22 protein-coding genes are annotated in these 20,580 nt (G+C 51.7%); 5 read left to right on the forward strand and 17 right to left on the reverse strand.

Going from position 1 to position 20,580, the window contains the following annotated elements; translation table 11 throughout:
* From HMPREF9469_RS07070 to HMPREF9469_RS07130, 13 genes are all read right to left on the reverse strand, one after another.
* Complete coding sequence (locus tag HMPREF9469_RS07070) at nucleotides 1-1,071, reverse strand: efflux RND transporter periplasmic adaptor subunit (protein ID WP_007860456.1); 1,071 nt, start codon at nucleotides 1,069-1,071, stop codon at nucleotides 1-3.
* A gap of 29 nt (nucleotides 1,072-1,100) precedes the next feature.
* Nucleotides 1,101-1,718: a TetR/AcrR family transcriptional regulator gene (locus HMPREF9469_RS30585; RefSeq protein WP_007860458.1), complete on the reverse strand. Its 618-nt coding sequence runs from the start codon at nucleotides 1,716-1,718 to the stop codon at nucleotides 1,101-1,103.
* Between the two features lie 202 nt (nucleotides 1,719-1,920).
* Nucleotides 1,921-2,496: a TetR/AcrR family transcriptional regulator C-terminal domain-containing protein gene (locus HMPREF9469_RS07080; protein WP_007860460.1), complete on the reverse strand. Its 576-nt coding sequence runs from the start codon at nucleotides 2,494-2,496 to the stop codon at nucleotides 1,921-1,923.
* 171 nt (nucleotides 2,497-2,667) lie between these two features.
* Entirely contained in the window at nucleotides 2,668-3,543 is an 876-nt protein-coding gene (locus tag HMPREF9469_RS07085) for a SpoIIIAH-like family protein (protein ID WP_007860462.1), read from the reverse strand.
* 17 nt (nucleotides 3,544-3,560) lie between these two features.
* The gene (locus tag HMPREF9469_RS07090) at nucleotides 3,561-4,298 is read right to left on the reverse strand and encodes a hypothetical protein (protein ID WP_007860464.1); all 738 of its coding nucleotides are present in this window, start codon (nucleotides 4,296-4,298) and stop codon (nucleotides 3,561-3,563) included.
* Nucleotides 4,252-4,986 carry a stage III sporulation protein AF gene (locus HMPREF9469_RS07095; RefSeq protein WP_007860466.1) on the reverse strand — a complete coding sequence of 245 codons (735 nt, stop codon included), beginning with the start codon at nucleotides 4,984-4,986 and terminating at the stop codon, nucleotides 4,252-4,254. The genes HMPREF9469_RS07090 and HMPREF9469_RS07095 overlap by 47 nt, the downstream gene beginning before the upstream one ends.
* A 56-nt stretch (nucleotides 4,987-5,042) precedes the next feature.
* On the reverse strand, nucleotides 5,043-6,329 hold the full coding sequence (locus HMPREF9469_RS07100) for a stage III sporulation protein AE (RefSeq protein WP_007860468.1): 1,287 nt from the start codon (nucleotides 6,327-6,329) through the stop codon (nucleotides 5,043-5,045).
* The gene (locus HMPREF9469_RS07105; protein ID WP_007860470.1) at nucleotides 6,326-6,712 is read right to left on the reverse strand and encodes a SpoIIIAC/SpoIIIAD family protein; all 387 of its coding nucleotides are present in this window, start codon (nucleotides 6,710-6,712) and stop codon (nucleotides 6,326-6,328) included. The genes HMPREF9469_RS07100 and HMPREF9469_RS07105 overlap by 4 nt, the downstream gene beginning before the upstream one ends.
* Before the next feature lie 17 nt (nucleotides 6,713-6,729).
* Nucleotides 6,730-6,924, reverse strand: coding sequence for a stage III sporulation protein AC (gene spoIIIAC / locus HMPREF9469_RS07110; protein WP_002569682.1), 195 nt, complete (start codon nucleotides 6,922-6,924; stop codon nucleotides 6,730-6,732).
* An 80-nt stretch (nucleotides 6,925-7,004) separates the two neighbouring features.
* Nucleotides 7,005-7,535: a stage III sporulation protein AB gene (locus tag HMPREF9469_RS07115; RefSeq protein ID WP_007860498.1), complete on the reverse strand. Its 531-nt coding sequence runs from the start codon at nucleotides 7,533-7,535 to the stop codon at nucleotides 7,005-7,007.
* A 17-nt stretch (nucleotides 7,536-7,552) separates the two neighbouring features.
* On the reverse strand, nucleotides 7,553-8,539 hold the full coding sequence (spoIIIAA, locus tag HMPREF9469_RS07120) for a stage III sporulation protein AA (protein ID WP_007860499.1): 987 nt from the start codon (nucleotides 8,537-8,539) through the stop codon (nucleotides 7,553-7,555).
* A gap of 113 nt (nucleotides 8,540-8,652) precedes the next feature.
* Entirely contained in the window at nucleotides 8,653-9,636 is a 984-nt protein-coding gene (locus HMPREF9469_RS07125; RefSeq protein WP_007860502.1) for an alpha/beta hydrolase, read from the reverse strand.
* Nucleotides 9,637-9,692: 56 nt separating this feature from the next.
* Nucleotides 9,693-11,540 (reverse strand): DUF6320 domain-containing protein, encoded by a 1,848-nt coding sequence (locus HMPREF9469_RS07130; RefSeq protein ID WP_040415131.1) that lies wholly within the window; start codon nucleotides 11,538-11,540, stop codon nucleotides 9,693-9,695.
* A 235-nt stretch (nucleotides 11,541-11,775) separates the two neighbouring features.
* Here HMPREF9469_RS07130 and HMPREF9469_RS07135 point away from each other — a divergent pair, with 235 nt between their 5' ends.
* The 5 genes from HMPREF9469_RS07135 (at nucleotide 11,776) to HMPREF9469_RS07155 (ending at nucleotide 17,362) form a co-directional block, all read left to right on the forward strand.
* Nucleotides 11,776-12,840, forward strand: coding sequence for a D-cysteine desulfhydrase family protein (locus tag HMPREF9469_RS07135; protein ID WP_007860505.1), 1,065 nt, complete (start codon nucleotides 11,776-11,778; stop codon nucleotides 12,838-12,840).
* 95 nt (nucleotides 12,841-12,935) lie between these two features.
* A complete protein-coding gene (locus HMPREF9469_RS07140; RefSeq protein WP_007860506.1) occupies nucleotides 12,936-14,057 on the forward strand; it encodes a C45 family autoproteolytic acyltransferase/hydolase in 1,122 nt (373 codons plus the stop codon).
* The gene (locus HMPREF9469_RS07145; protein ID WP_007860507.1) at nucleotides 14,054-14,932 is read left to right on the forward strand and encodes an AraC family transcriptional regulator; all 879 of its coding nucleotides are present in this window, start codon (nucleotides 14,054-14,056) and stop codon (nucleotides 14,930-14,932) included. Before HMPREF9469_RS07140 ends, HMPREF9469_RS07145 begins: the two co-directional genes overlap by 4 nt.
* A gap of 89 nt (nucleotides 14,933-15,021) precedes the next feature.
* Nucleotides 15,022-16,440, forward strand: coding sequence for an MBOAT family O-acyltransferase (locus tag HMPREF9469_RS07150; RefSeq protein ID WP_007860508.1), 1,419 nt, complete (start codon nucleotides 15,022-15,024; stop codon nucleotides 16,438-16,440).
* A gap of 13 nt (nucleotides 16,441-16,453) precedes the next feature.
* Nucleotides 16,454-17,362: a GDSL-type esterase/lipase family protein gene (locus HMPREF9469_RS07155; protein ID WP_007860509.1), complete on the forward strand. Its 909-nt coding sequence runs from the start codon at nucleotides 16,454-16,456 to the stop codon at nucleotides 17,360-17,362.
* Nucleotides 17,363-17,376: 14 nt separating this feature from the next.
* Here HMPREF9469_RS07155 and HMPREF9469_RS07160 read toward each other — a convergent pair whose 3' ends face one another.
* The 4 genes from HMPREF9469_RS07160 to HMPREF9469_RS07175 all read right to left on the reverse strand — a co-directional run bounded on the left by HMPREF9469_RS07160 (nucleotide 17,377) and on the right by HMPREF9469_RS07175 (nucleotide 20,502).
* On the reverse strand, nucleotides 17,377-17,850 hold the full coding sequence (locus HMPREF9469_RS07160) for a metallophosphoesterase family protein (RefSeq protein ID WP_007860511.1): 474 nt from the start codon (nucleotides 17,848-17,850) through the stop codon (nucleotides 17,377-17,379).
* 49 nt (nucleotides 17,851-17,899) lie between these two features.
* Complete coding sequence (locus tag HMPREF9469_RS07165) at nucleotides 17,900-18,838, reverse strand: hypothetical protein (RefSeq protein ID WP_007860512.1); 939 nt, start codon at nucleotides 18,836-18,838, stop codon at nucleotides 17,900-17,902.
* Nucleotides 18,839-18,942: 104 nt separating this feature from the next.
* Nucleotides 18,943-19,812, reverse strand: a complete 870-nt coding sequence (locus HMPREF9469_RS07170; RefSeq protein ID WP_007860513.1) for a helix-turn-helix domain-containing protein — start codon at nucleotides 19,810-19,812, stop codon at nucleotides 18,943-18,945.
* Nucleotides 19,813-19,848: 36 nt separating this feature from the next.
* A complete protein-coding gene (locus HMPREF9469_RS07175) occupies nucleotides 19,849-20,502 on the reverse strand; it encodes a DUF1062 domain-containing protein (protein ID WP_007860514.1) in 654 nt (217 codons plus the stop codon).
* Between the last annotated feature and the right edge of the window lie 78 nt (nucleotides 20,503-20,580).

Consider the following 20,580-nt stretch of genomic DNA (forward strand, 5'->3'; position numbering starts at 1 on the left):
CTATTCACCTGCTTCCCGGGTATCCAGTATCACCTGCGCGCCGTCCAGGAGTTCATTGCTCCAGCTGGTGATCACCAGACTGCTGCTGTCAAGACCTGATATTACCTCCATGCGTCCGGAGTCATAGATACCGCTTACAATCTTTGTTTTACGGGCGCTGCCGTCCTGGTAGCAGTAAACAAATGCTTCACCGTTGTCATAGTTCACCGCGTCCACCGGCACGGTCATCACAGACCTGGCCTGATCCATCACCACGGTCAGTTTCACCTTTGTTCCGCTGGTCAGACCTCCTGTCTGGCTGATCTCGGCTTTGACGTCATAAAGGCCGGTGGAAGGATTGGCCATGGTGCCCACCTCGGTCACCTGCCCCTCATAACTGGTTCCGTTCTTTTCCACGGAAACAGTGTCTCCTGCTTTCATATGTTTTAATATTTTTTCCGTGATGCCGAACTTTACCTGGAGCTGTTCACCTGCGGAGATAACACAGATCTCCGCTGATGTGTCCACATGGTCATGTGGTTCCACATTCCTTGTCTCCACCACTCCGCTGATGGGCGCCTTTACCGTGGTATAATCAAGCTGCAGCTCATACTGGTGCTTTGCTGATTCATAGGCGATCTGCGCACTTTTGGCAGAATCGCGCGCCTGTTCAATCAGCTGCTGTGACACATAGCCGGCAGCGTAAAGGGGCTCCTGCCTGGCCAGCTCCCTGGCCGCTTCATTGGATGATACGCTTGCCGCATCCATCTGCAGTTTTAAGGATGTGAGCACATCCGAGTCGATCCTGCACAGTTCCTGCCCGGCCTGCACATGGTCCCCGGCCTGAAAATACACCTCCAGAATCTCCCCTCCTATTTTGGGCTGGACCGATGCCCTGGACCGGGGCTCCACCGTACCTGTCAGGTCCGTATACAAAATAATGTCCCCTGTCTCAGGATGTTCCGCCGATATGGTAGGACGGTTTTCGTACTGTGCCGGCTGTTCCATTGACTTTATTACATTCCATCCGATCCCCGCTGCTGCCACAAGTACAAGTCCTCCCGCCAGCAGCCTTTTTGTTGTTTTCCTCATGTTCACGCCTTCCTTTCTGTTTGGGGAAATTAAGCCCCGATTCCTTTTTCCAGTATATCCAGCTGTATCTCAGCAACTTTATTCAACTCATCCCCCTGGCATGTGTTCCCGCAATATTGAAATAATGTCTTGAAAATGATCATGATACCAATATCGATGGCACAGGTCAGATATTCCTCATCCAGCCCCGGATACGCGGACGGATCTATGGTCTGATAACACTGTTTCCCCCTGTGCCTGCGGCGCTCCTCGCTGTAGATCTGCATCTCAGCCATGGTAAAGATCCGTTCCACTTCCCGGTCCTCTGCGGATTGCTTGCGGATCCTGTTAAGGAGCGCGCCTGTGTCGTCCCGGGTAAACATATGAAACACCCGTTTCATGCTGTTGCCAAAGCAGCCGTCTTCCTCCTGAAATGCAAGGATCAGCAATGATTCCATATGATCCAGAACCTGGCACAGCATATAGGAAAACAAATCTTCCTTTCCGTCAAAATACGTATAAAAGCTGGCGCGGCTGATTCCCGCTGTCTTGGCAACACGGCTTACGGTTATCTCCGAATACGGGACCCGGAGTATCTCCTGCTTCATTGCATTTACGATCAACTGCTTTTTGTAAATGCACAGGTTTAAAAATTTCTGTGTTGGCATGTACGCTCATCTCCTGTATCCTTCTTCTGCTCCCTTTATGGCTGCCGGTGCTGCTTTTACTGTGCAGCACCAGCATATAATACAATCCACACGGTCTGTTCTTCAATGGTCAAATAAGGGCCGGGTGCACAATTTTTGTGCACCCGGCCCCTATTTGTACTAAAACCAGACAAATTTTTAATTGATAGATACGTTGATCCTCTTATTCCGGATTGCGGGCGCTTCTCTCAAGGGCCATAACAATATCCCCCTCGAACAGCACATCCATCCTGTTCATTCTTTCCTCCAGGTCATCCTTCATTCCTTTTTCCAGCCACTCCGCCATCATCCCTGCGTGGGCATATTGGTAAAATGAAATGATCAGGTCCTTATCCCGCTCCGACACATTCATCCCCTCTGAAAGCCGGTCGATCAGGTAGTGCCCCAGAACGGAGGAGGATTTATCCAGATACATCTTGACCTCCTGCACGCCCGCAGACTGGTACAGGTTAAAAAACAACTCCCTGTTGTCCAAAATATACCTCATGCCTGCCCTTCTGGTATCCTGCACGCTGTTTCCGCTCTGCATATTAAGTTCAAGGGTCTCGATCATCTGCTCTACTCTCTGGTTCAGCATTTCTTCCAGTACATCGTATATGTCTTTAAAATGATAGTAAAAGGTATTCCTGGATATCTGGCACTTATCCGTGATCTCCTTTACGGTGATCCTGTCCACATTTTTAACCCTTGCCAGTTCCTCAAACGCTTTTACAATCGCCATTTTAGTAAGTGCCGCCATATGTATCCCCTTTTTTATCTTTTCGATCTGCAAAAAATTATACTACAGGGCCTCCCATCACACAAGCAAAAAAATACACTCTTCCATAATAAACAGTGTATATGCAAAACAGGGGCACGGATATCCATGTCCCTGTTCAAATCCATTTTCATATAAGCGCTTAACTCTCCGTTATTCCGCCATATTGAGCAGTGTGATAATAATCTGGTCAGCCCCAACCTCTGCCTTGCGCTTTACGATATCCTCGATCTGTGCGCGCTGGGGATCGGTTATGGACGGGGCATTGATCACAACATCTACCTTATCCTGGGTGATGCTCACCACCGGGTCTGAGAAGCCTTTTGCCATCAGGAGGGTTTCTGCGGCATTTTCCTTCTCGGAAACCTCGGTCAGTTTGATCATATCCTGGATTGCCTGCTGCTTGGCAGCCTCATCAATGCTGGTGCTGTTGATCAGGGTCATCAGGGTCTCCTTATTCTTTGCACGGATCTGTTCCCTGCTGAGCTGCACATTTGCTATGTAATCAGCCACGCTCATCCCGCTGGTCAGGACCGCTTCCCCCGGGTTCTCAAGGCCGGTTTGGGCTGAACCGTCTGTTCCTGCCTGAGCCATCTGTCCCGCGTCCGCTGTCTGTCCTGCGTCTGCGGCCTGGGTTGCTTCCTCAACCGCTGCGTTATTCCCGGCCTGAGCCAAAGCTCCTGCATCCGTTCCAGGATCAGCTGCCGCCTGGGCACCGTCCGCATCGCTGACCGCATCCAGATCCGATGGATCCTGGTCAAGACTGGGTATTTCCTGAAGTCCTGACTGTCCGGTCAGGGAAGCTGCCTGATTCTCCGCCAGGATATCCTCATCTGATATGTCCATGGCCCCTGCCTCGTACACCGTGTTTCCGTTTGCCAGATCCTTTTTCCCCGCATAGTTCAGATATCCTGCCGCTGCGATCATGACAGCCAGCGTGGTGATGATGATCTGGTTCCTGCGGAACAAACGTTTCATGTTCATGTCCTTCATATGCTCTTTGACCTGTTTCATATTCTTGATTTTCATATCCTGCACTCCTTTATTTATTCCACCCTCTTTAATACTTTTATTTTATGTGGGGGAAGGCCAAATAATGCTTCCATTGCCTCAGAAATTTCAGCTTTTATCGTTGGACTGCCTCCGCCCTCCGCGCTGATGATGATTCCGGAGATCTCCGGACTCAGTTCTTTCTCTATGATAGGCACGTTCCCGCTTCCGTTGGAACCTGAGCCGGACAACACCGTGCTCTCATCCGACTGGCTGTTTGCAACTTCCCTGGTGCCCCCGCCCGAATCCTTTTCCTGGGTTGTGCTGGAACTGGTGGATCGGTCTACCCTTACCACCTTTTCACTGGAGGATTTTAAGACCACCATAACATCCACCTTTCCCACCCCGTCCACTGACTTAAGAAGGTTCTTGATCCGGTTTTCCATCTGGGTCTCATAGGAACCTTCCCCGCCAGGAGACGCTGATGCGGGATATGCAGGATCCCCCTCACTGTTTTCAGAGGAACCGCCGCCCATGTGATCCTGGCCCAATGACCCGAACATGGAGGACTCTCCGGTCTGTGCCGGATCCTGTGCGTCTCCGGTCCAAAGGGGCACCGCCCCCGGACCCTGGCTGTCTGCAGCAGTCTGGTTCTCCTTCCCTTTATCCTTTTTCTGGCTGCCCGGCAAAGGAAATGACAGGATCATCAAAAGAACCCCTATGAGCAATAACAGCAGCCACTTTTCCTTAGTCATTTTTCCACTGAATTTGGATATGCGATTCTTCAATCCCATAATACCCCGCCACCTTTCCCGTTAAACGGTGAATGATTTGATTCCTGCCCCCGGCAGCTTCCCCTCCCCCAGATGATCCGTTTTCCCCATCATCTTCCCTGCCACCTCTGCGGCCGTCACCCCGGCCATCCGCCCGGTCACCTGCCTGACTCTCTTCCCCAAGCTCCACCGGTTCCACCATGATACTGTCCACCTGGTTGGCCTCCACGTTCACAGGGCGGCTGCCCATATAGTCTTCCTTTCCCTTTTCTTCCCCTTCACTGCGCCGGATCTGCATCTGAATGTCCGTCACCTGCCCATATGTGCTGCTGTTCCTGTCACTGTCGATCTGCACCCTGGCATTGACACAGGCAAAGCCGTCAGCAGCGGCCATGGCGGCCACATCCTGTTCCACAGCCTCCTCATACTTTCCCATAATACGGTCCAGCCTCTTGTCATCCATCTCCCACAGCTGGCTTTTTAGATCCGCCGTATCATTATACAGGGAAATGGACCGGAACATGGAGGATATCTGTTCATCCAGGCGCAGCTTACCGGTCAGAGGGCTTACCACCAGGAGGATCAGCACCATTCCGGCAAAAAAGCGGATATATTTCTCATATTTAGAGTCTGCCAGAAGGTTGCTCACCACGGACAGGAAGATCATATAATATATGATGTTTTTTACCCAGCTGTAGACAGACTCCATACAAACCTCCATTTAAATAATTTCAGAAATCATCCGGCGCTCTGTTCACTCAAACTCTAGGATGCGAAATAATTCACATTCGTGGATGCACAGGTAATGGCAATGGATATCATAAACAGGAACATGGAGTACAGAACGATCTGGATCAAAAGCTTGTGCCCCTTGGACACCCCCGACACGCAGGACACCACCCGCTTGTCGCACACCGGCTGCATGACGGCAGCCACGCACTGGTAAAGTACCATGAGCACCATGAGTTTTATAATGGGAATCACGGTGATCACTGCCAGCACCACCACGGCCGCCGCTCCCATGGTATTCTTGATCAATACACCTGAGCCCAGAACCATCTGGGCCATGGCTCCGGCCCCCTGGCCCAGACCCGGTATAATCTCCAGCAGCCGCTTCATTCCCGCTTGACCGGCCGCATCCGCATAGGGTAAAATCATGGACTGAATCAGATGGAACCCCACCACCAGGCCGGTAAGTGTCTTAAGGCCCCATCCCACTGCCTGTTCCAGAAGTTCCGTAAGCTTGGTTAGAAGGGCTTCCTTCACCACATGACTGCCCAGGACCATCAGCACGTAGATCTTCACCATGGAAAGCAGGACCGTACTGCAGATCCACTGGACCAGGGTCACTGCCCCCAGCATTCCTTCATATAGCGCCAGGGCGCTCATGCTTCCCCCGGAAAATGCCACCGACATAAAGTATGCGGGCATCATCAGCTTCATAAATTCCAGGATCTGATCCAGCACCTGGGCCGCCACCTGAAGGCTGGCCGCAAAACTGGCTGCCAGACATGTAAAGAGAAGGATGTAGGTTACAAAGAATCCCGTATCTGAAATCTGTCCGCCCTTAAACACGGATGATACATTTGAAAACACAGCCCCTATGATCCCAATGGCCGCCACCTGAAACAGCATGTGCCCGCCCCTTCTCACCTCGGAAAACAGCGTGTTCTGAATCCCTGCTCCCGCCTGTCCCAAAATCCCTTTCAGATTTCCCTTGACCAGCTCCTTCATCAGTTCCCAGAAGGAAAAATTTCCCTGGATCCCATCCTGCTGTCCCATGACTTCGTTTAAAAACTGCTGAAGCCCTTCCATCTCATCCTGGATGCCCAGTTCCTGGGCCGCATGGTCCATGTCCGTTCCTGAATCTTCCGAAACGCTCCCATCCAAAACGCTCCCATCCAAAACGGACGGCAATCCGTCCATATTATAAGCAGAGGTATCCGCGGTAACGGCCCAGGCCATTGCACTGCCGGCTCCAAAGGCAGAAAGCAGAATGACCAGGCCCGTGACAACAGCTGCCTTTGTAAACCATTTTTCCGTCCCTCTCATGACAAAAATGTCTCCAGGGTGCCAAACAGGGCCAGCAGGATGGGCATGCTGATGCCCAGTATGGACAGCTTTCCAAAGATCTCGATCTGGTTTCCCAGGGAGCCATATCCCGCATCCTTGCAGATGCCTGAGGCAAATTCCGCCACATATGTAATGCCGATCATCTTGAGAAGGGTCACAAGATACACGCTGTTTACCTTTATGTATCCCTGGATCTGTTCCAGCGCATCCAGGATCGCCCTCAGCTTGCCAGTGCCGTAAAAAAAGATAAAAAAGCCTGCCGCCATGACCATATAGGCCGCATACTCCCCTTTGATCCCCTTTAACTGCACTGCCAGCAATACGGTGGCAATCCCGGCTGCCGCGATCGTGATGATTGTCATACAGCCACCGCCTTTCCCTATAACGCAAACAGGTTCTTCATGGTTTCAAACAGATCATATATGTATGGTATCATCCAGAACAGCACCAGGACCAGCCCTGCCAGGCTTGTCAGGAATGCCTGTTCATCCCTGCCGCTGTGTTTTAACACCTGGCAGATTACGGAAACCAGGATTCCAACTGCCGCTATTCTAAATATCAGATTTACACCCATTTGCCGTCTCCTCAACTTTTAATATTCCATTTCAACACGCGCCGGAGCGTGATCCGGCATTCGTACATCATGATCCGGTATTAATACATCATAATGACAAGGAACATACCCCCCATAATGCCAAGGCTGGTATAAAGCCTGCATTTTTCCCTCTGGTTAGTCCTCAGATAATCAATGGACAGATCCAGCTGTTCTAAATACAGCTTCAGGGTACGCTCCTGCATGTCCACATCCAGATACCCCAGATGTTCCCCCAGGCCGGTCAGCTGTTCCAGATCCTCATCTGTGAGGGGAAGCCTTACCTTAGGAGAGGAAAGCAGCCCTACCTCCCTGCTCCATATCTCCTGAAGGGATTCCCCTTCCTGGCGGCAGATTCCCTCCGCCGCTGAGGTAAAAAGCGTTCCCAGCGGACCGGGGTCCCGCTTTCCCACACGCTCCAGCCCTTCGGCCAGAGGCGCATGGCTGTATGTGATCTCACCTTTTAAAAAATAGATCATCTGCCGCAGCTTCTCAAGCAGGCGGAGCCGTTCCCGCCACTGCATGGCTGACCATACGCCAAATCCGCCTGCCGCAAACAGTACCAGCAGGCTTCCCAACCACTTAAATGCCATGGCTACCTCCTCTCCCTTCAGCTGCCCGGATCTTTTTCCCCATAAAGGACATTTCCGCCCCTGTCCCATATGGATCTCACATGCCCCGGCCCTCCCCGGCTGTCTAACAGGATCAGCCGCTCAAAGGTGCCCTGGGCCAGAAGTTCTCCCATGCAGGGCTTCTGCCTGATGTCCTCCAGGGAATTGCCGTGAATGGTTGCCGCCAGGGAACAGCCGCAGTTCCTTACATATTCAATGGCTTCCATATCCTGGCGGCTTCCGATCTCATCCACTGCGATCACCCCCGGCGCCATGGTGCGCACCAGCATCATCATGCCCTGGCTTTTGGGACAGCAGTCCAGCACATCCGTGCGCACTCCAAGGTCATTCTGGGGAATGCCCTGATAGCAGGCCGCCAGCTCCGACCGCTCATCCACCACGCCCACGCTCATGCCCGGGATCCACCGGTCCCTGCTTCTTCCGTTGGAGACCTGGCGTATGATATCCCGGAGCAGTGTGGTCTTACCGCATCTTGGAGGTGAAATGATCAGGGTGTTCAGGAAACGGTCCATGTACAGGTAATCCATAACCGGATCCGCACAGCCCAAAATCTCGTGGGCCACCCGTATATTGATAAAGGAAATGAATTTCATCAGCCGGATATCCTGCCCCTGGACCAGTGTCTTTCCCGCCACTCCAATGCGGTGCCCTCCCTGTATGGTCAGGAATCCCTGCCTCAGCTCCTCCTCCGCCGCGTAAAGGGAAAAACTGCTCATATACTCCACGGTTTCCTTCATCTGGGATTGGGTGACGGTAAGAAATCCATTCATGTCCAGACCGCCCTGATCCTGCCGAAGCCTGCCCTCCCTGGTCACCAGGTATTCCCTGTTCTCGCAGATCATCATCATCGGCTTCCCTGATCTCAGGCGTATTTCCTGCACTTCCTTAAAGTCCACAGGGACCTGTCCCAATATGGTCCTCAGTTCCCTGGGAAATATTTTTAATATCTCTTCCTTCTTTGCCATGAGCTTCACCCCTTTTACCTCAATATATGAGACATGCCTGAAAATATGACTGGAGCCCATCTGAAAAAATACAAAAAAATAAGAAAATGCAGAATCACATTTTCTTATCCCTTTTATTTTTCTTTTTTTGTTCTGTTTGTCCTCTTGACCTTCCTTACCACACGGCCTTCCGGCTTTCTGTCGATCCGGAACACGATCTGCATAAACCTGGCCACTTCATCCCAGGCCTCCCGGCTTTCGGGTATCAGATCCATGCTCATCTGGAACACATGGAACATTCCCTCGTAAACAGACACGCGGCGGCGCACCCCCGCTTCCCTGGCCTTTTCAGCAACCGACAGCGTATCGCTGAGAAGCATCTCAAAGCTTCCTGCCTGAAGCAGCATGGCCGGAAGTCCCCGAAAATCCCCAAAAATCGGGGAAAGATATGGGTCCTTCGGATCCGCATCCCCCACGTAGGAGGAATTGTACAGCATACTCTCCCTGGTATTTCCAAATAATGGGTCTTTTTGGAAATTAAATTCATAACTGTCACCGCTGCATGTGACATCGGCCCACGGGGACATAAGCACCAGGCCGGCCGGCTGGGGAAGCCCCCTGTCTCTGAGGTAGAGGCACAGGGCAAGGGCAAGACCTCCCCCCGCTGAATCCCCGGCCACCACGATCTGCCCCGGCCTGTAATGCTTTTCTTTGACCAGCCACTGGTAGGCATGGATGGCGTCCTCCAGGGCCGCAGGGTAGGGATCCTCCGGAGCCACCCGGTAATCGATGGTCAGCACATCCCCCCCAAAGCTTAGGCGGGAATAGCGCACCGCAAATTTGCGGTAAATATTTTTCATGGGACCAATATAACCTCCCCCGTGCAGCTGCAGCACCACCCTTCCGGTGACCACACCCTCGGGCTTTAGGTATTCCATTTTAAAGGGGTCATTTTCAATGATCTCATATTCGTAACCGGACGGGCAGACCCAGGCCGGCTCTACCGGATTTTTCCGGAATTCTCCTGTCTTTATCGGCTTTCCCAGGGAGGTTTCCATAATATCGTGGATCATATCGCGCATCAGGCCTCCCCGGATGCTTACCTTTTTACTCCGCATACTGTCTGTTTCCTCTCTGTCTGTTTCCTCTCTGTTTGCTCCGCCCCGGCATCTCATTACAGGTGGAACCGCCGGATCAGCTCGTTCTTTACGCCCCTGTCTCCCAGGAAAATGGTCATGGCCAGGATAAACACGGTCAGAACCACGGTTATCACAGCCATAAGAGGCCGGGTTACAAGTCCCGCCGCCCACAGGATCAGCGGGATAAAGCTGAAAATAGTAATGGCCAGCTGATACATAAAATAACTCTGCCAATTCAGCCTGTTAACAAGGATCAGGAACACAACCGCCACATCCGCGAACAGGATGGTTGCGGGAACGGCATAATTTACAGACCATCCCTCATATCCCAGCACCCAGTCGATCATCACCAGAAGCACCTGCATTCCAATGGTTTCTATCATCACTGTCTTGCCCAGATTGGCATGGCGCAAAATGGAATAGCGCATGGTAAGGCCAGCATAGGCAATGCCCGGAATGGCGATACCCGACCACCACAGATGGTCATAGGTGGCTATATTCACAAGTCCCAGGACAATGGCCATGGCGGCCAGCACCCCATAAAACAGATAGACCAGTTTTTTCCATTTATTTTTATCATACTCGATCACTGGATAATTCCCTTTCCAGCACAGGGGCTTTACAAGACCGTTGCTTTCCAGCTCCGCTGGAACCCCATCCTCTTTAAGGCGCTGAAAAAAGCAGTCCTCCAGGCGGTCATCATCAAACACCTTGGTAAAGGTAATGGTGACCGTGTCACCGTAGGCGCAGATCCCGCATTTGGCCGGCTGGCGTTTGGATACGCCGATGAGCAGAAGGAAGTTCTCAATCTCCTCCTGATATTTCTCATCCATGGATATGGGGCCGATATTGGACAGGGTAATGGTATGGGCCCTGTCATTGCGTTTAAAGATAAACCCAAGGGCCAGCCATTTGACACAAAGGGGCAGTATACGCACATACCACTTCTTTTCATTGGATACATTATAGGAAATGGTCTGCTCCAGCTTTTCCTTGACGATCTTTTCATCCATCTGGGTACATACAGAGGCAAGGATGGAATCAAAATCCCCGTTTCCCTGGGGCTGACCATAGTGAATGCCTGTTACCGCAAAAAAATTGGAGGATGTGTCAGACCCGAAAAAAGCCCTGAGGTTAATGGGAAGGTTGACTTCAATCCGCTGGGGGCCGGGCTTACCGTCCATGTAGACCTGGCAGATGGACCAGATCAGAGAGGCGGTCAGGTATTTTGTGACACTCACCTTCCGGGCGCGGCATGCCTGCTTCAGATCCCGTATATTGACACGGCCGTGTATGACGCTCTCCCCTCCCAGGGGAAGATAGTTTCCCTCCAGATGGTAGGCCGGCTTGGAGCTGTACCGGGTCCGCGGCATTTCCCTGTAATTTTTCAGATAGCTGTCCTCGATCTTATCAGCCGGCCCCTGCTGCTCCTCCCTGAGTTCCTGCTGCCGGCCGCTTCTCAAATCAAGATACCGGGCAGTGAGCTCACGGATAAAGTTCGTGGCTCCCATCCCGTCCGTAACAGCATGAAACACTTCCAGGTTGATACGGCATTGGTAATAGCTTACCCGGAACAGGTACAGCTGATTACTTTTTGGATCAATATAACGGCAGGGCCAGGTGTTCTCCTTCTCTATATAAGGGGTCCGTTTATTTCCCTCAAAATAGTACCAGAAAAAACCCCGCTTTAACTTGACTTTAAATCCTTTAAAGCGCGGCAGGGTATCTTCCAGGGCCTGCTGAAGAAGTACCGGATCGATTTCATGTTTTAATACGACTGATATGCGGAATACGTTGCTCAGGTTTTCGTTGGCGATCATGGGAAAGATCTTTCCCGTATTGTCCAGCCTGTGCCAGCGTTTTCCCTGGGGATTCTTTTTCATGAACCTGCCCCCTTCCTTTTCTAAATGACCGTCCTCCGGCACGTTTTGCCAAAGTCTCAGGTTTCGCTGCTCTCCCGGCTCACCGTCTACGTGGATATTATACCCCACACGCTTATCATCCTGCAATCAGATTCTGTTTATACTTGATACACGCTTTGTGGAACCGGTATTTTATGGTATACTATGGTCATCGGTCACATAGGTATACATGATCAAAAGGACGGAGGAATAAAATATGGACCATTTAAAAGAAACATGCGCTGCTGCGAGAAACCTTCTAAAACAAATGCCCAAGGCAGACCTGGGGTTTTTCCCTACTCCTCTTTACAAGCTGGACCACCTGTCAGAGGAATTGGGCGTGAATCTGTATATTAAAAGGGATGACTTTACAGGGATGAACCTGTTTGGCGGAAACAAGATCCGCAAACTCCAGTATCTCATCGGGGATGCTGCCGCAAAGGGATGTGAATATGTGTTTACCTTTGGAGCGACCCAGTCCAACCACGCCATGCAGACCGTTTCCGCCTGCCGCCGCTGCGGACTAAAGCCCGTGCTGTACCTGGTAGCGATCGTGGAACCGGACGAAGAGGATCTGCGCTCCAACCTGCTCCTGGATAGGATCATGGGGGCGGAGATCCACGTGGTAAGGATGAATCCGGGCGAGGAGGAAGCGGAAGCGGAGGAACGCTCCGTCCAGATGGCAAGGGAACATATGAAACAGCTGGAAACCCAGGGACACAAATGCTACGAGGTGCCCATGGGAGGAGCCAGCCCGGTGGGTTCTGTGGGCTTTATTGAAGGTTTTGTGGAATTTGCTGAACAGGTGGCTGACATGGGTATCCACCCTGACTATATCTTCCACGGAACCGGAACCGGCGGGACCATGGCAGGGCTGGCCGCCGGCAAGGTGCTGACCGGCCTGGATACAGAGATCATCTCCATCAATGTTAGCTGGAAGGATGAAGGCTATCCCAAACGCACCCAGGACCTGGCCAATGAAAGCCTGGCGCTTCTAGGAGCGCCTGTATCAGTGGAAGCTTCCAGAGATATCCATACGGACTTAAATTACTACCTGCCCGGCTATGAGATCCCCAGCGAAAGCGCCACCGAAGCCATCCGGCTGCTGGCCCAAACGGAGGGTCTGTTCATTGACCCGGTGTATACTGGGAAGGCATTTGCCGGAATGCTGGATCATATACGAATAGGCAGGGTTCCCCAGGGCAGCACCGTGGTGTTCTGGCATACAGGAGGGGCCACCGCATTGTTTGCGGAAAAGGAGATTTTGGGGGAGATCCTGTAGCCGCCGGCAAAAAACAGCAGGAAATATCATGATTAATATTCTTTCTCCTGTACAATTAAGGCATACATATGTACCGCACAAGGAGGAAGAATCATATGAAAACCATAACCACACACACCATTGAACTTACAGGCACCCACTATGAGGCAGGTTATCACCTGGGAACCTGGATGTCAGTTCATTCACCACACAAACATATCTGTACGGCCGGATTCCCGGGACTGGGGGCAAAGGAGATGGCAATGGCAGCCGACCTGTTCTCCAGCTGCTGCCCCGGCCTCAATGAGGAGCTGGCCGGATTCGCCGATGGACTTAAGACTCGGCCGGAAAACCTGGTTTATTACGCCATGACCTGGCTTCATCCCGGTTGCAGCCACATGGCCCTCCTTCCGTCCATGACGTCAAACAGCCATCCCCTGGTGGCCCGCAACTACGAATTCAATGATGAGATGGAAGACTTTACTCTGATCAGGACCTGCATCAAGGACACCTATACCCACATTGGCACCAGTGTGCTGGGGATCGGACGGGATGACGGACTCAATGAACACGGACTATCCGTAACCATGAGTTCCTGCGGTTTTCCTGTGGGAGCCAATCCAGGCATGCGCCGCCCTGCCGTTACCGGGCTTCAGTTCTGGGCCGTGATCCGCACCCTTCTTGACACCTGCCGGGATGTAAAAGAATCCCTGGAGCGCCTGGAGGATATGCCCATTGCCTATAACATGAATCTGATCCTGGTGGACAGGGGCAAAAATGCGGCCCTTTATGAAACCCTTGACGGACACAAGGCGTATAAGTCCATTGCCCCCTCATCCCGGGATCAATACCTGTTTGCAGCCAACCATCCCCTTCTCAATGAAATGATCCTTCGGGAATCCCAGGCCATGGAGCACTCCCTGGTGCGCTGCCAAACCATGGAACATTTTTTAACCAAGAAAAAGGGCGGGTACGGGCAGGAGGAACTGAAGCAGTTTCTTCTCACCCCCTATCCCGGCGGACTTTCCTGCCCCTTTTACAAAGACTTTTTTGGAACCACCAAAAGCATGGTCATAGACCCGGAAGAACTTACCATGGATCTGTGCTGGGGCGGACGGGAAGAAAACGGATGGCGGCATTTCTCCATCCATGAACCGTTTTGTGAGGAAAGCAGGAGCATTACCATCTGCAACAAGCCTGCCCCTCCATCCATCTTTCAGAACAGGAGCAGTATATGAATTACGAAAAAGCGCTGGAACAGGCCATCCTGTATATAGAGAACCATTTGGGTGACCCGTTGACAGTGGAGGAGGTAGCCTGCCATGCAGGCTACTCCTATTATCATCTGACAAGGCTGTTTTACGCCCTGCTGGGTGAAAATGTGGGCGGATATATCAAAAAGCGCCGCCTTTCCAATGCTGCCGGCCAGCTTCTCTACACAGACAAACGGATCATTGACATTGCGCTGGACAATGGATTTGAGTCCAGCGAAGCATTCAGCCGGGCCTTTAAGTCTGTTTATCAGGCAAGTCCTGTCCAGTACCGAAAAAACCGCCTGGACCTTTTCATCAGCGCCAAGCCAAAGGTGGATCAGCAGCTGATGACCCATCTGACTAAAAACCTTACGGTACATCCCCGGATCGTCCAACTTCCTGATATTAAGGCCGCCGGACTGAGGGGACAGACCAGCCTCAGCAACAATGTGCTGCCCGACCTTTGGAAACAGTTCACGGGCATGATCCCCATGATCCCCCATGCGGTTCCGGACGGCCGCGGCTTTGGCATCTGTGAAGCCTGCCGGGACGGCAACAACCTGTATACCATGAACGATGATGTCCTGTTTTCAGAAGTAGCTGCCCTGGAGGTTTCCTCATTTGAGGGCCTTCCCCGGCCCTTTGTGCCAAAAGTCCTTCAAGGCGGCCGGTATGCGGTTTTTACCCATACCGGCGGCTTACGGAACCTGAACCTGTCCTTCCAATATATCTGGGGCACCTGGTTTCTGAAGGCGGAGCAGGAACTTGACAACCGGGAAGACTTTGAACTGTATGATGAGCGTTTTCTTGGATCTGACCATCCTGAGAGCCAGATCGACCTGTATATTCCTATCCGATGATCTTTTATTTCATTTTATCAAATGCTGCAACTTTTCGACCCTCCCATCCATCTAATCTATGGAATACTAAAAGATGGGATGATCGAAACATGGTTTTTAGCAGTCTAAACTTTATATTTATATTTCTTCCAATATTTTTTACCCTGTATACCATATGCCCGGGCAGATGGAAAAACCTCTGCCTGTTTGCCGGCAGCCTGGCTTTTTACTTTTATGGGATCAGGGAACACCCCTTTTATCTGGCCCTGCTGGTTTTGTCCATACTGGTCAATTACAGGCTGGGGATCAAACTGGGCCAGAAAAGGCAGAAGATCAACAAAGGCAGGTGGCTGGCTGCGGGGATCATCTATAACCTCTCCTGGCTTTTTCTGTTCAAATACTCCGGCTTTTTTGCCGGGAACATAAATCAGCTCTTTTCATGGGCCGGGATCAGCCTGTCTGTTCCTGTTTTTAACATGATCCTTCCTGTGGGCATCAGCTTTTATACCTTTCAGGCCATATCCTATCTGGTGGACGTTTACCGGAAGGATGCGCCATACGAAACCTCGTTTATCAACTTTGGAATGTATATCTGTATGTTTCCCCAGCTGATCGCTGGCCCGATCGTCACATACTCCTCCATCCGCAGGCAGATCAGCAGGCGAAGGCACACCGTAATCAATATTGAAGACGGGCTGCGGGAATTTACCATCGGCCTGGGTCTAAAGGTTCTGCTGGCCAATCAGATCGGCGGCCTGTGGAGCCAGGTGGGCGCCATTGGCTATGACAGCATTTCCACCCCCCTGGCCTGGCTGGGGCTGACTGCCTTCAGCCTTCAGATCTATTTTGATTTCTATGGTTACTCCCTGATGGCAAAGGGACTGGGCAGACTCATGGGGTTTTCGCTGCCGGACAACTTTTCCCATCCCTATACGGCAGTTTCCATGACCGAATTCTGGAGAAGGTGGCACATGACCCTGGGAAGCTGGTTCCGGGAATATGTCTACATTCCCCTTGGTGGAAACCGCAAGGGCAGCCTGCGCTCCATCCTCAACCTGTCCGCAGTATGGCTTCTCACCGGTTTCTGGCACGGCGCCAGCTGGAACTTTATATTATGGGGCGCTGTCCTGTTTGTTCTCATAACAGTGGAAAAGCTGGGAATGAGCCGCATCCTGTCACGGATCCCCCCGTTGGGCCACGCCTATATGATGCTTGCCATTGCGCTCACCTGGCTGGTATTTGCTGTTACAGACCTGTCACAGACGGCAGTCTACTTCCAGCGCCTGTTTCCTATCTTGGCGCCGGACAGGCATTTCACCTACTACTCCGGTGATGTGTTTAAATACGGGAAACTCTATTTTATCTCCATTGCCGCCGGATTTCTCTTCATGACAGATCTGCCCGCAAGGATCTATCACAGGGTTAAATACCGATTGATCTCGGCAGCGGCACTGTTAGCCATATTCTGGCTGTGTATTTACTGTATGAAAATGGGAGCTGACGACCCATTTCTATATTTCAGATTTTAAGGGGGATGTCATTATGAGAAAATGCTGGTATACCTTTATTCTCACCATCAGTCTGGCAGGAGCTGCCGTGACTCATGTCTTTCCCGGCTGGATGGACCACGCCGTACTCAGGTCAGGGTCTTATCTGCAGGGAAAAAGTATTGCATACGCAAAGTCCTCCGTGCCGGTCCATGGAAGATGGACGCGGCAAAAAGCACAGAAAACAGATAAGGCTTCGGATCCGGAGAAGATCTCCCGGAAAATGCCTGCAAAACTTTCTTCAGAAGCAGAGGCGCCATCCGATGCGGATGCTTCCGCAAAAGGCCAGGCGCCATCCGATGCGGATGCTTCTGCAAACTCCCAGGCAGCGCCCATACCGGACGAAAATTTCTCCGGTGTTCTGTTTATTGGAGATTCCAGAACCGTGGGGCTGTGGGAATATGGAAATCTGGGCAATGCCCAGGTGTTTGCCAATTCAGGCATGAGTGTCTACAACCTGTTTGATGCCAAGGTAACGCTCAGGGACGGGAGCAAAAAGACATTGGAGCAGGTACTTTCCCAGGACCGTTATCTCACCATTTATGTAATGCTGGGAATCAATGAACTGGGCTATGACCGCCAGCGCACCGTGGCTCAATACCGATCCATTGTAAACAGGATACAGGAAATGCAGCCAGAAGCCCAGCTGATCCTGGAAGCCAACCTGCACGTAACCCAGAAGAAATCATCTAAAAGCCCCATCTACAACAATGAGAATATCAATGCACTGAATGGGGAAATCAAAAAAATAGCAGACGCTGAACGCTGCTATTATATAAACGTAAACGAACTGTTTGATGATGAAAATGGGAACCTGAAGGCCGCATACACCTCAGACGGTTCCCATGTATTAGGTAAATACTATTCCATATGGGTGGATTGGATCCGGGGCGCCGGCTCATAACCTGATTCCAGGCCCTAGTTGTGGGGGATCTCCAGTTTTTGTACCCGGTACCCCTCCCTCCCCTCCTCTACCTCCACCACGGCCATGGTGATGGGCTGGCTGAACCTTCTCGGGCCGCAGCTGCCCGGATTCAGCCAGGTCCTGCCGCCCTCCTGTTTTTCCTCATACCGGTGGGAATGCCCATAGATGATCAGGTTCCTGTCGCCCAGGTCCTTCGGCAGGTGCTGCTTATTATGGATCATAAGGATTGAAAGTCCCATAATCTCAAGGCATAATGTCTCCGGAATATGCTCTGCCCACTCTTTGTCATTATTGCCCCTCACCGCATGGACCGGAGCGATCTGAGCCAGTTCATCCAATACCGCCTGGCGGTTGATATCGCCACCATGCAGGATCACCTGGCAGGTTGTAAGTATCTCCTTTACCTCATCCCTGATCAGTCCATGTGTGTCTGAGATCACTCCGATCCTGTAAATTCCCATGCCCATTATTACCCTTTCCTTATTTTACCCTCGGTGAACCAGGGGTTTCTTTCGTTTACATCCTTCCAAACGCTTTCAGGAAACGCAGTTTTTCAATGGCCTTGTTGGCCATCCACCAGTTCTCGCTGACAGCAAACTCCTTTGGATACTTCTCCCCCTGCCGGAACCATGTCCATGTAATATTCCACACACCGCCCGGGTTTCTGGTATCAATCAGGTAATCCAGCTCAGTATCCACTATTTCCTCATTTCCTTTATAAAAAACGCTTTCAGGCGACCAGATAAACTCAGAAGGCCGCGGCGTATAGAAAGCCCACTTTTCCGGGTTGCGCTCCATCCGGCTGTTGATCAGATCCGGCATCACACCAGCGATAGCTGAGCAGTCAAAGCGGGCGGATAAGCCTGACTCTGCGATATCCCATAACAGGATTCCCAGGCCACCGGCTCCCATTTCCCCCAAATCCTCCGCTGTCTTTACCTTTTTTAATATTTTATCCACATATCCCGCCGCCCTGGCATATAACCCGGACCGGCTGCCCCCGTAGCGCAGGACAAATGCACAAAGCCCTGCGGTCAATCCCATGTCCTGTTCCCTGTTGGTTTCCTCACTGTACACGGCCCATGGCGCCTGTGCCGGGTCATCTCCGGAGGGGACGGTGAAATGCCATCCATCCTCGGAGCAGTGTACTCCGCTGTCCAGAAACCTTATGATTCCCTGTACAATGGGATGCTCCTTATCTGTAAGGCCGCAGGTGCGGAGGATGCTGACCGCAATCATAGTTGTATAGGGTGAGGATTCCCTGCTCCAGTTATCAGGATCCAGCGTGTTTGCAAAGCCTCCGTCCTCATTCTGGTATAAGCCAAGGATCTCCATCACCGTTTCCCGGTTTCCGCCCTCAAATTCAAACTGCCATAACGCCAGGTCCAGTGGTCTGGCATTGCGGTAGATCCATTTCCGTATCTCATCATATGCGGCTGCGCCTAACTGTTTCATCTTCGTACCTCCAGGTTGTGTCATAGTAGAAAAAATATACCACAACCGGAGGAAACTGTATTGAAAAAAAGCGACATGTCCGGATCCCGGCCCCCGGCTTTCCCCTATCGGCTGGCCATTGCGATCTGCTTTGCCTGGACCGGCCATACGCTGTGAAACCGTTTAAAATCGTTGAGCAGATGTGCCTGATCCGCATAGCCGAATTGACCGACTGCTTCCTGGATCTCAAACCGCTCCCGGCATACGATCTCCCTCCACACATTCTGATACCGCACCAGACTGGCGGTGCGCTTGATGGAAATACCGATTTCCTGCCTGAACAGGCGTTCCATCTGCCGCTGGCTTACACTGGCGCAGCCGCAGATGTCCTTGACCGCGGCACATCCCCTGGATCTTAGCATATGGTCAACGGAATTAAAAAAATTGGCATTTAATCTGCCGGTATCCAGTTTTTTAAGAAGATATTCTTCCATCCATTCTATTTTATCCCTCAGGGACTGCTGATAAAACAGTTCCTGAAATGCATCCCTGCTTCCGGGCACCAGCAGTTCAAAGTCCAGCACCCCATTATAAATATCCCTCATATCCAGATCCATGAACAAGCGAACGGCCCAAAAATAAAACCTGACCGCAAAGGTAGTCATCTTCCTCTTTCCTGTTCCCGGTCCCACGGTGACGGAATAATCCTGGATCCCGCAAAGGCGGCTTTTGACGGTCTGCGGTCCATGGTTCAATTCTATAATGACATCCACACAGGTATCCGGGATAACCAGAACCCCGGATAAGGGTTCCCGCTCCCCGGCAACGGAAACCGCAGCTTTCTCTTCCCCGTCTTCCATTTCCCCCATGGATGTCCAAAAACAGGCAACATACGGTTTTAGCGCCCGACAGGGCGTGTGTTCCGTATAAGTGCTGTTTCGCAGATAGGGGCGGGATGTTAAGGGATGGTAATGTGTGTGAAATGATGGTGTCATACTATATCAACCTTATCTTTCTGTCCTGTGATTCCTTCAGTATATAGCATGTCCGTCATAAAAACAACCTGCATCCCCAACTGCCAGCAATTTCCTCCCGGCCCGGCATTCCCTGCTGATATAAAAGACCTGTCCGTTCTTCACCCTTGCCCCGGCATCCGCCTTCCCTTCCATCACACAAACCAGGCCTGATCCGCACAGGCCTTTGATCTGGCTTTTGGAAACTCCCAGCTGCCTTGCAAACAGGGCGTCCATCCTCGGCTTCAGGTATCCCCCAAGCCATACCTCCACCTCGCTCCACTGCTCCTGTCTGCAGGGGACCGTGGTATCTGTCTCCCGCACCGTGTACTTATCCCAGTGCTCCACCATCTGAGCCCTGTTTTTTGCAAACAGGCTTCGGCTGCTTCCATAGGCAGCGGCCAGGGTCCTGTCATTGTTTAAAAAGCCCTTATATTCCCCCTGCTCCAGCGTATCCGCTTCCACGCGTTCATATACGGTCATGTTAAGGCTTGTCTCACACACCGTGCAGCGGTAAACCAGCCACACGTCCAGCAGCCGTCCATTTGCATTGACCCTGAATGTTCCGCTGTTTTCAAACTCTGCTTTCCGTCCGCATTTCGGACACCTTCTTAAAACCCCGGGCAGCGTCTGGGGCAGGACGATCCATTTCTTTCTATATTCCTGTTTCATTTTCAAGTTCCTCCATCAGCTACTCTATCATGGAGCCTGCCTGCCATAAACCTTAAACACTGCCCAGAAACAAGAAAA

The organism is [Clostridium] citroniae WAL-17108 (assembly GCF_000233455.1).
Classification (GTDB): Bacteria; Bacillota; Clostridia; order Lachnospirales; family Lachnospiraceae; genus Enterocloster; species Enterocloster citroniae.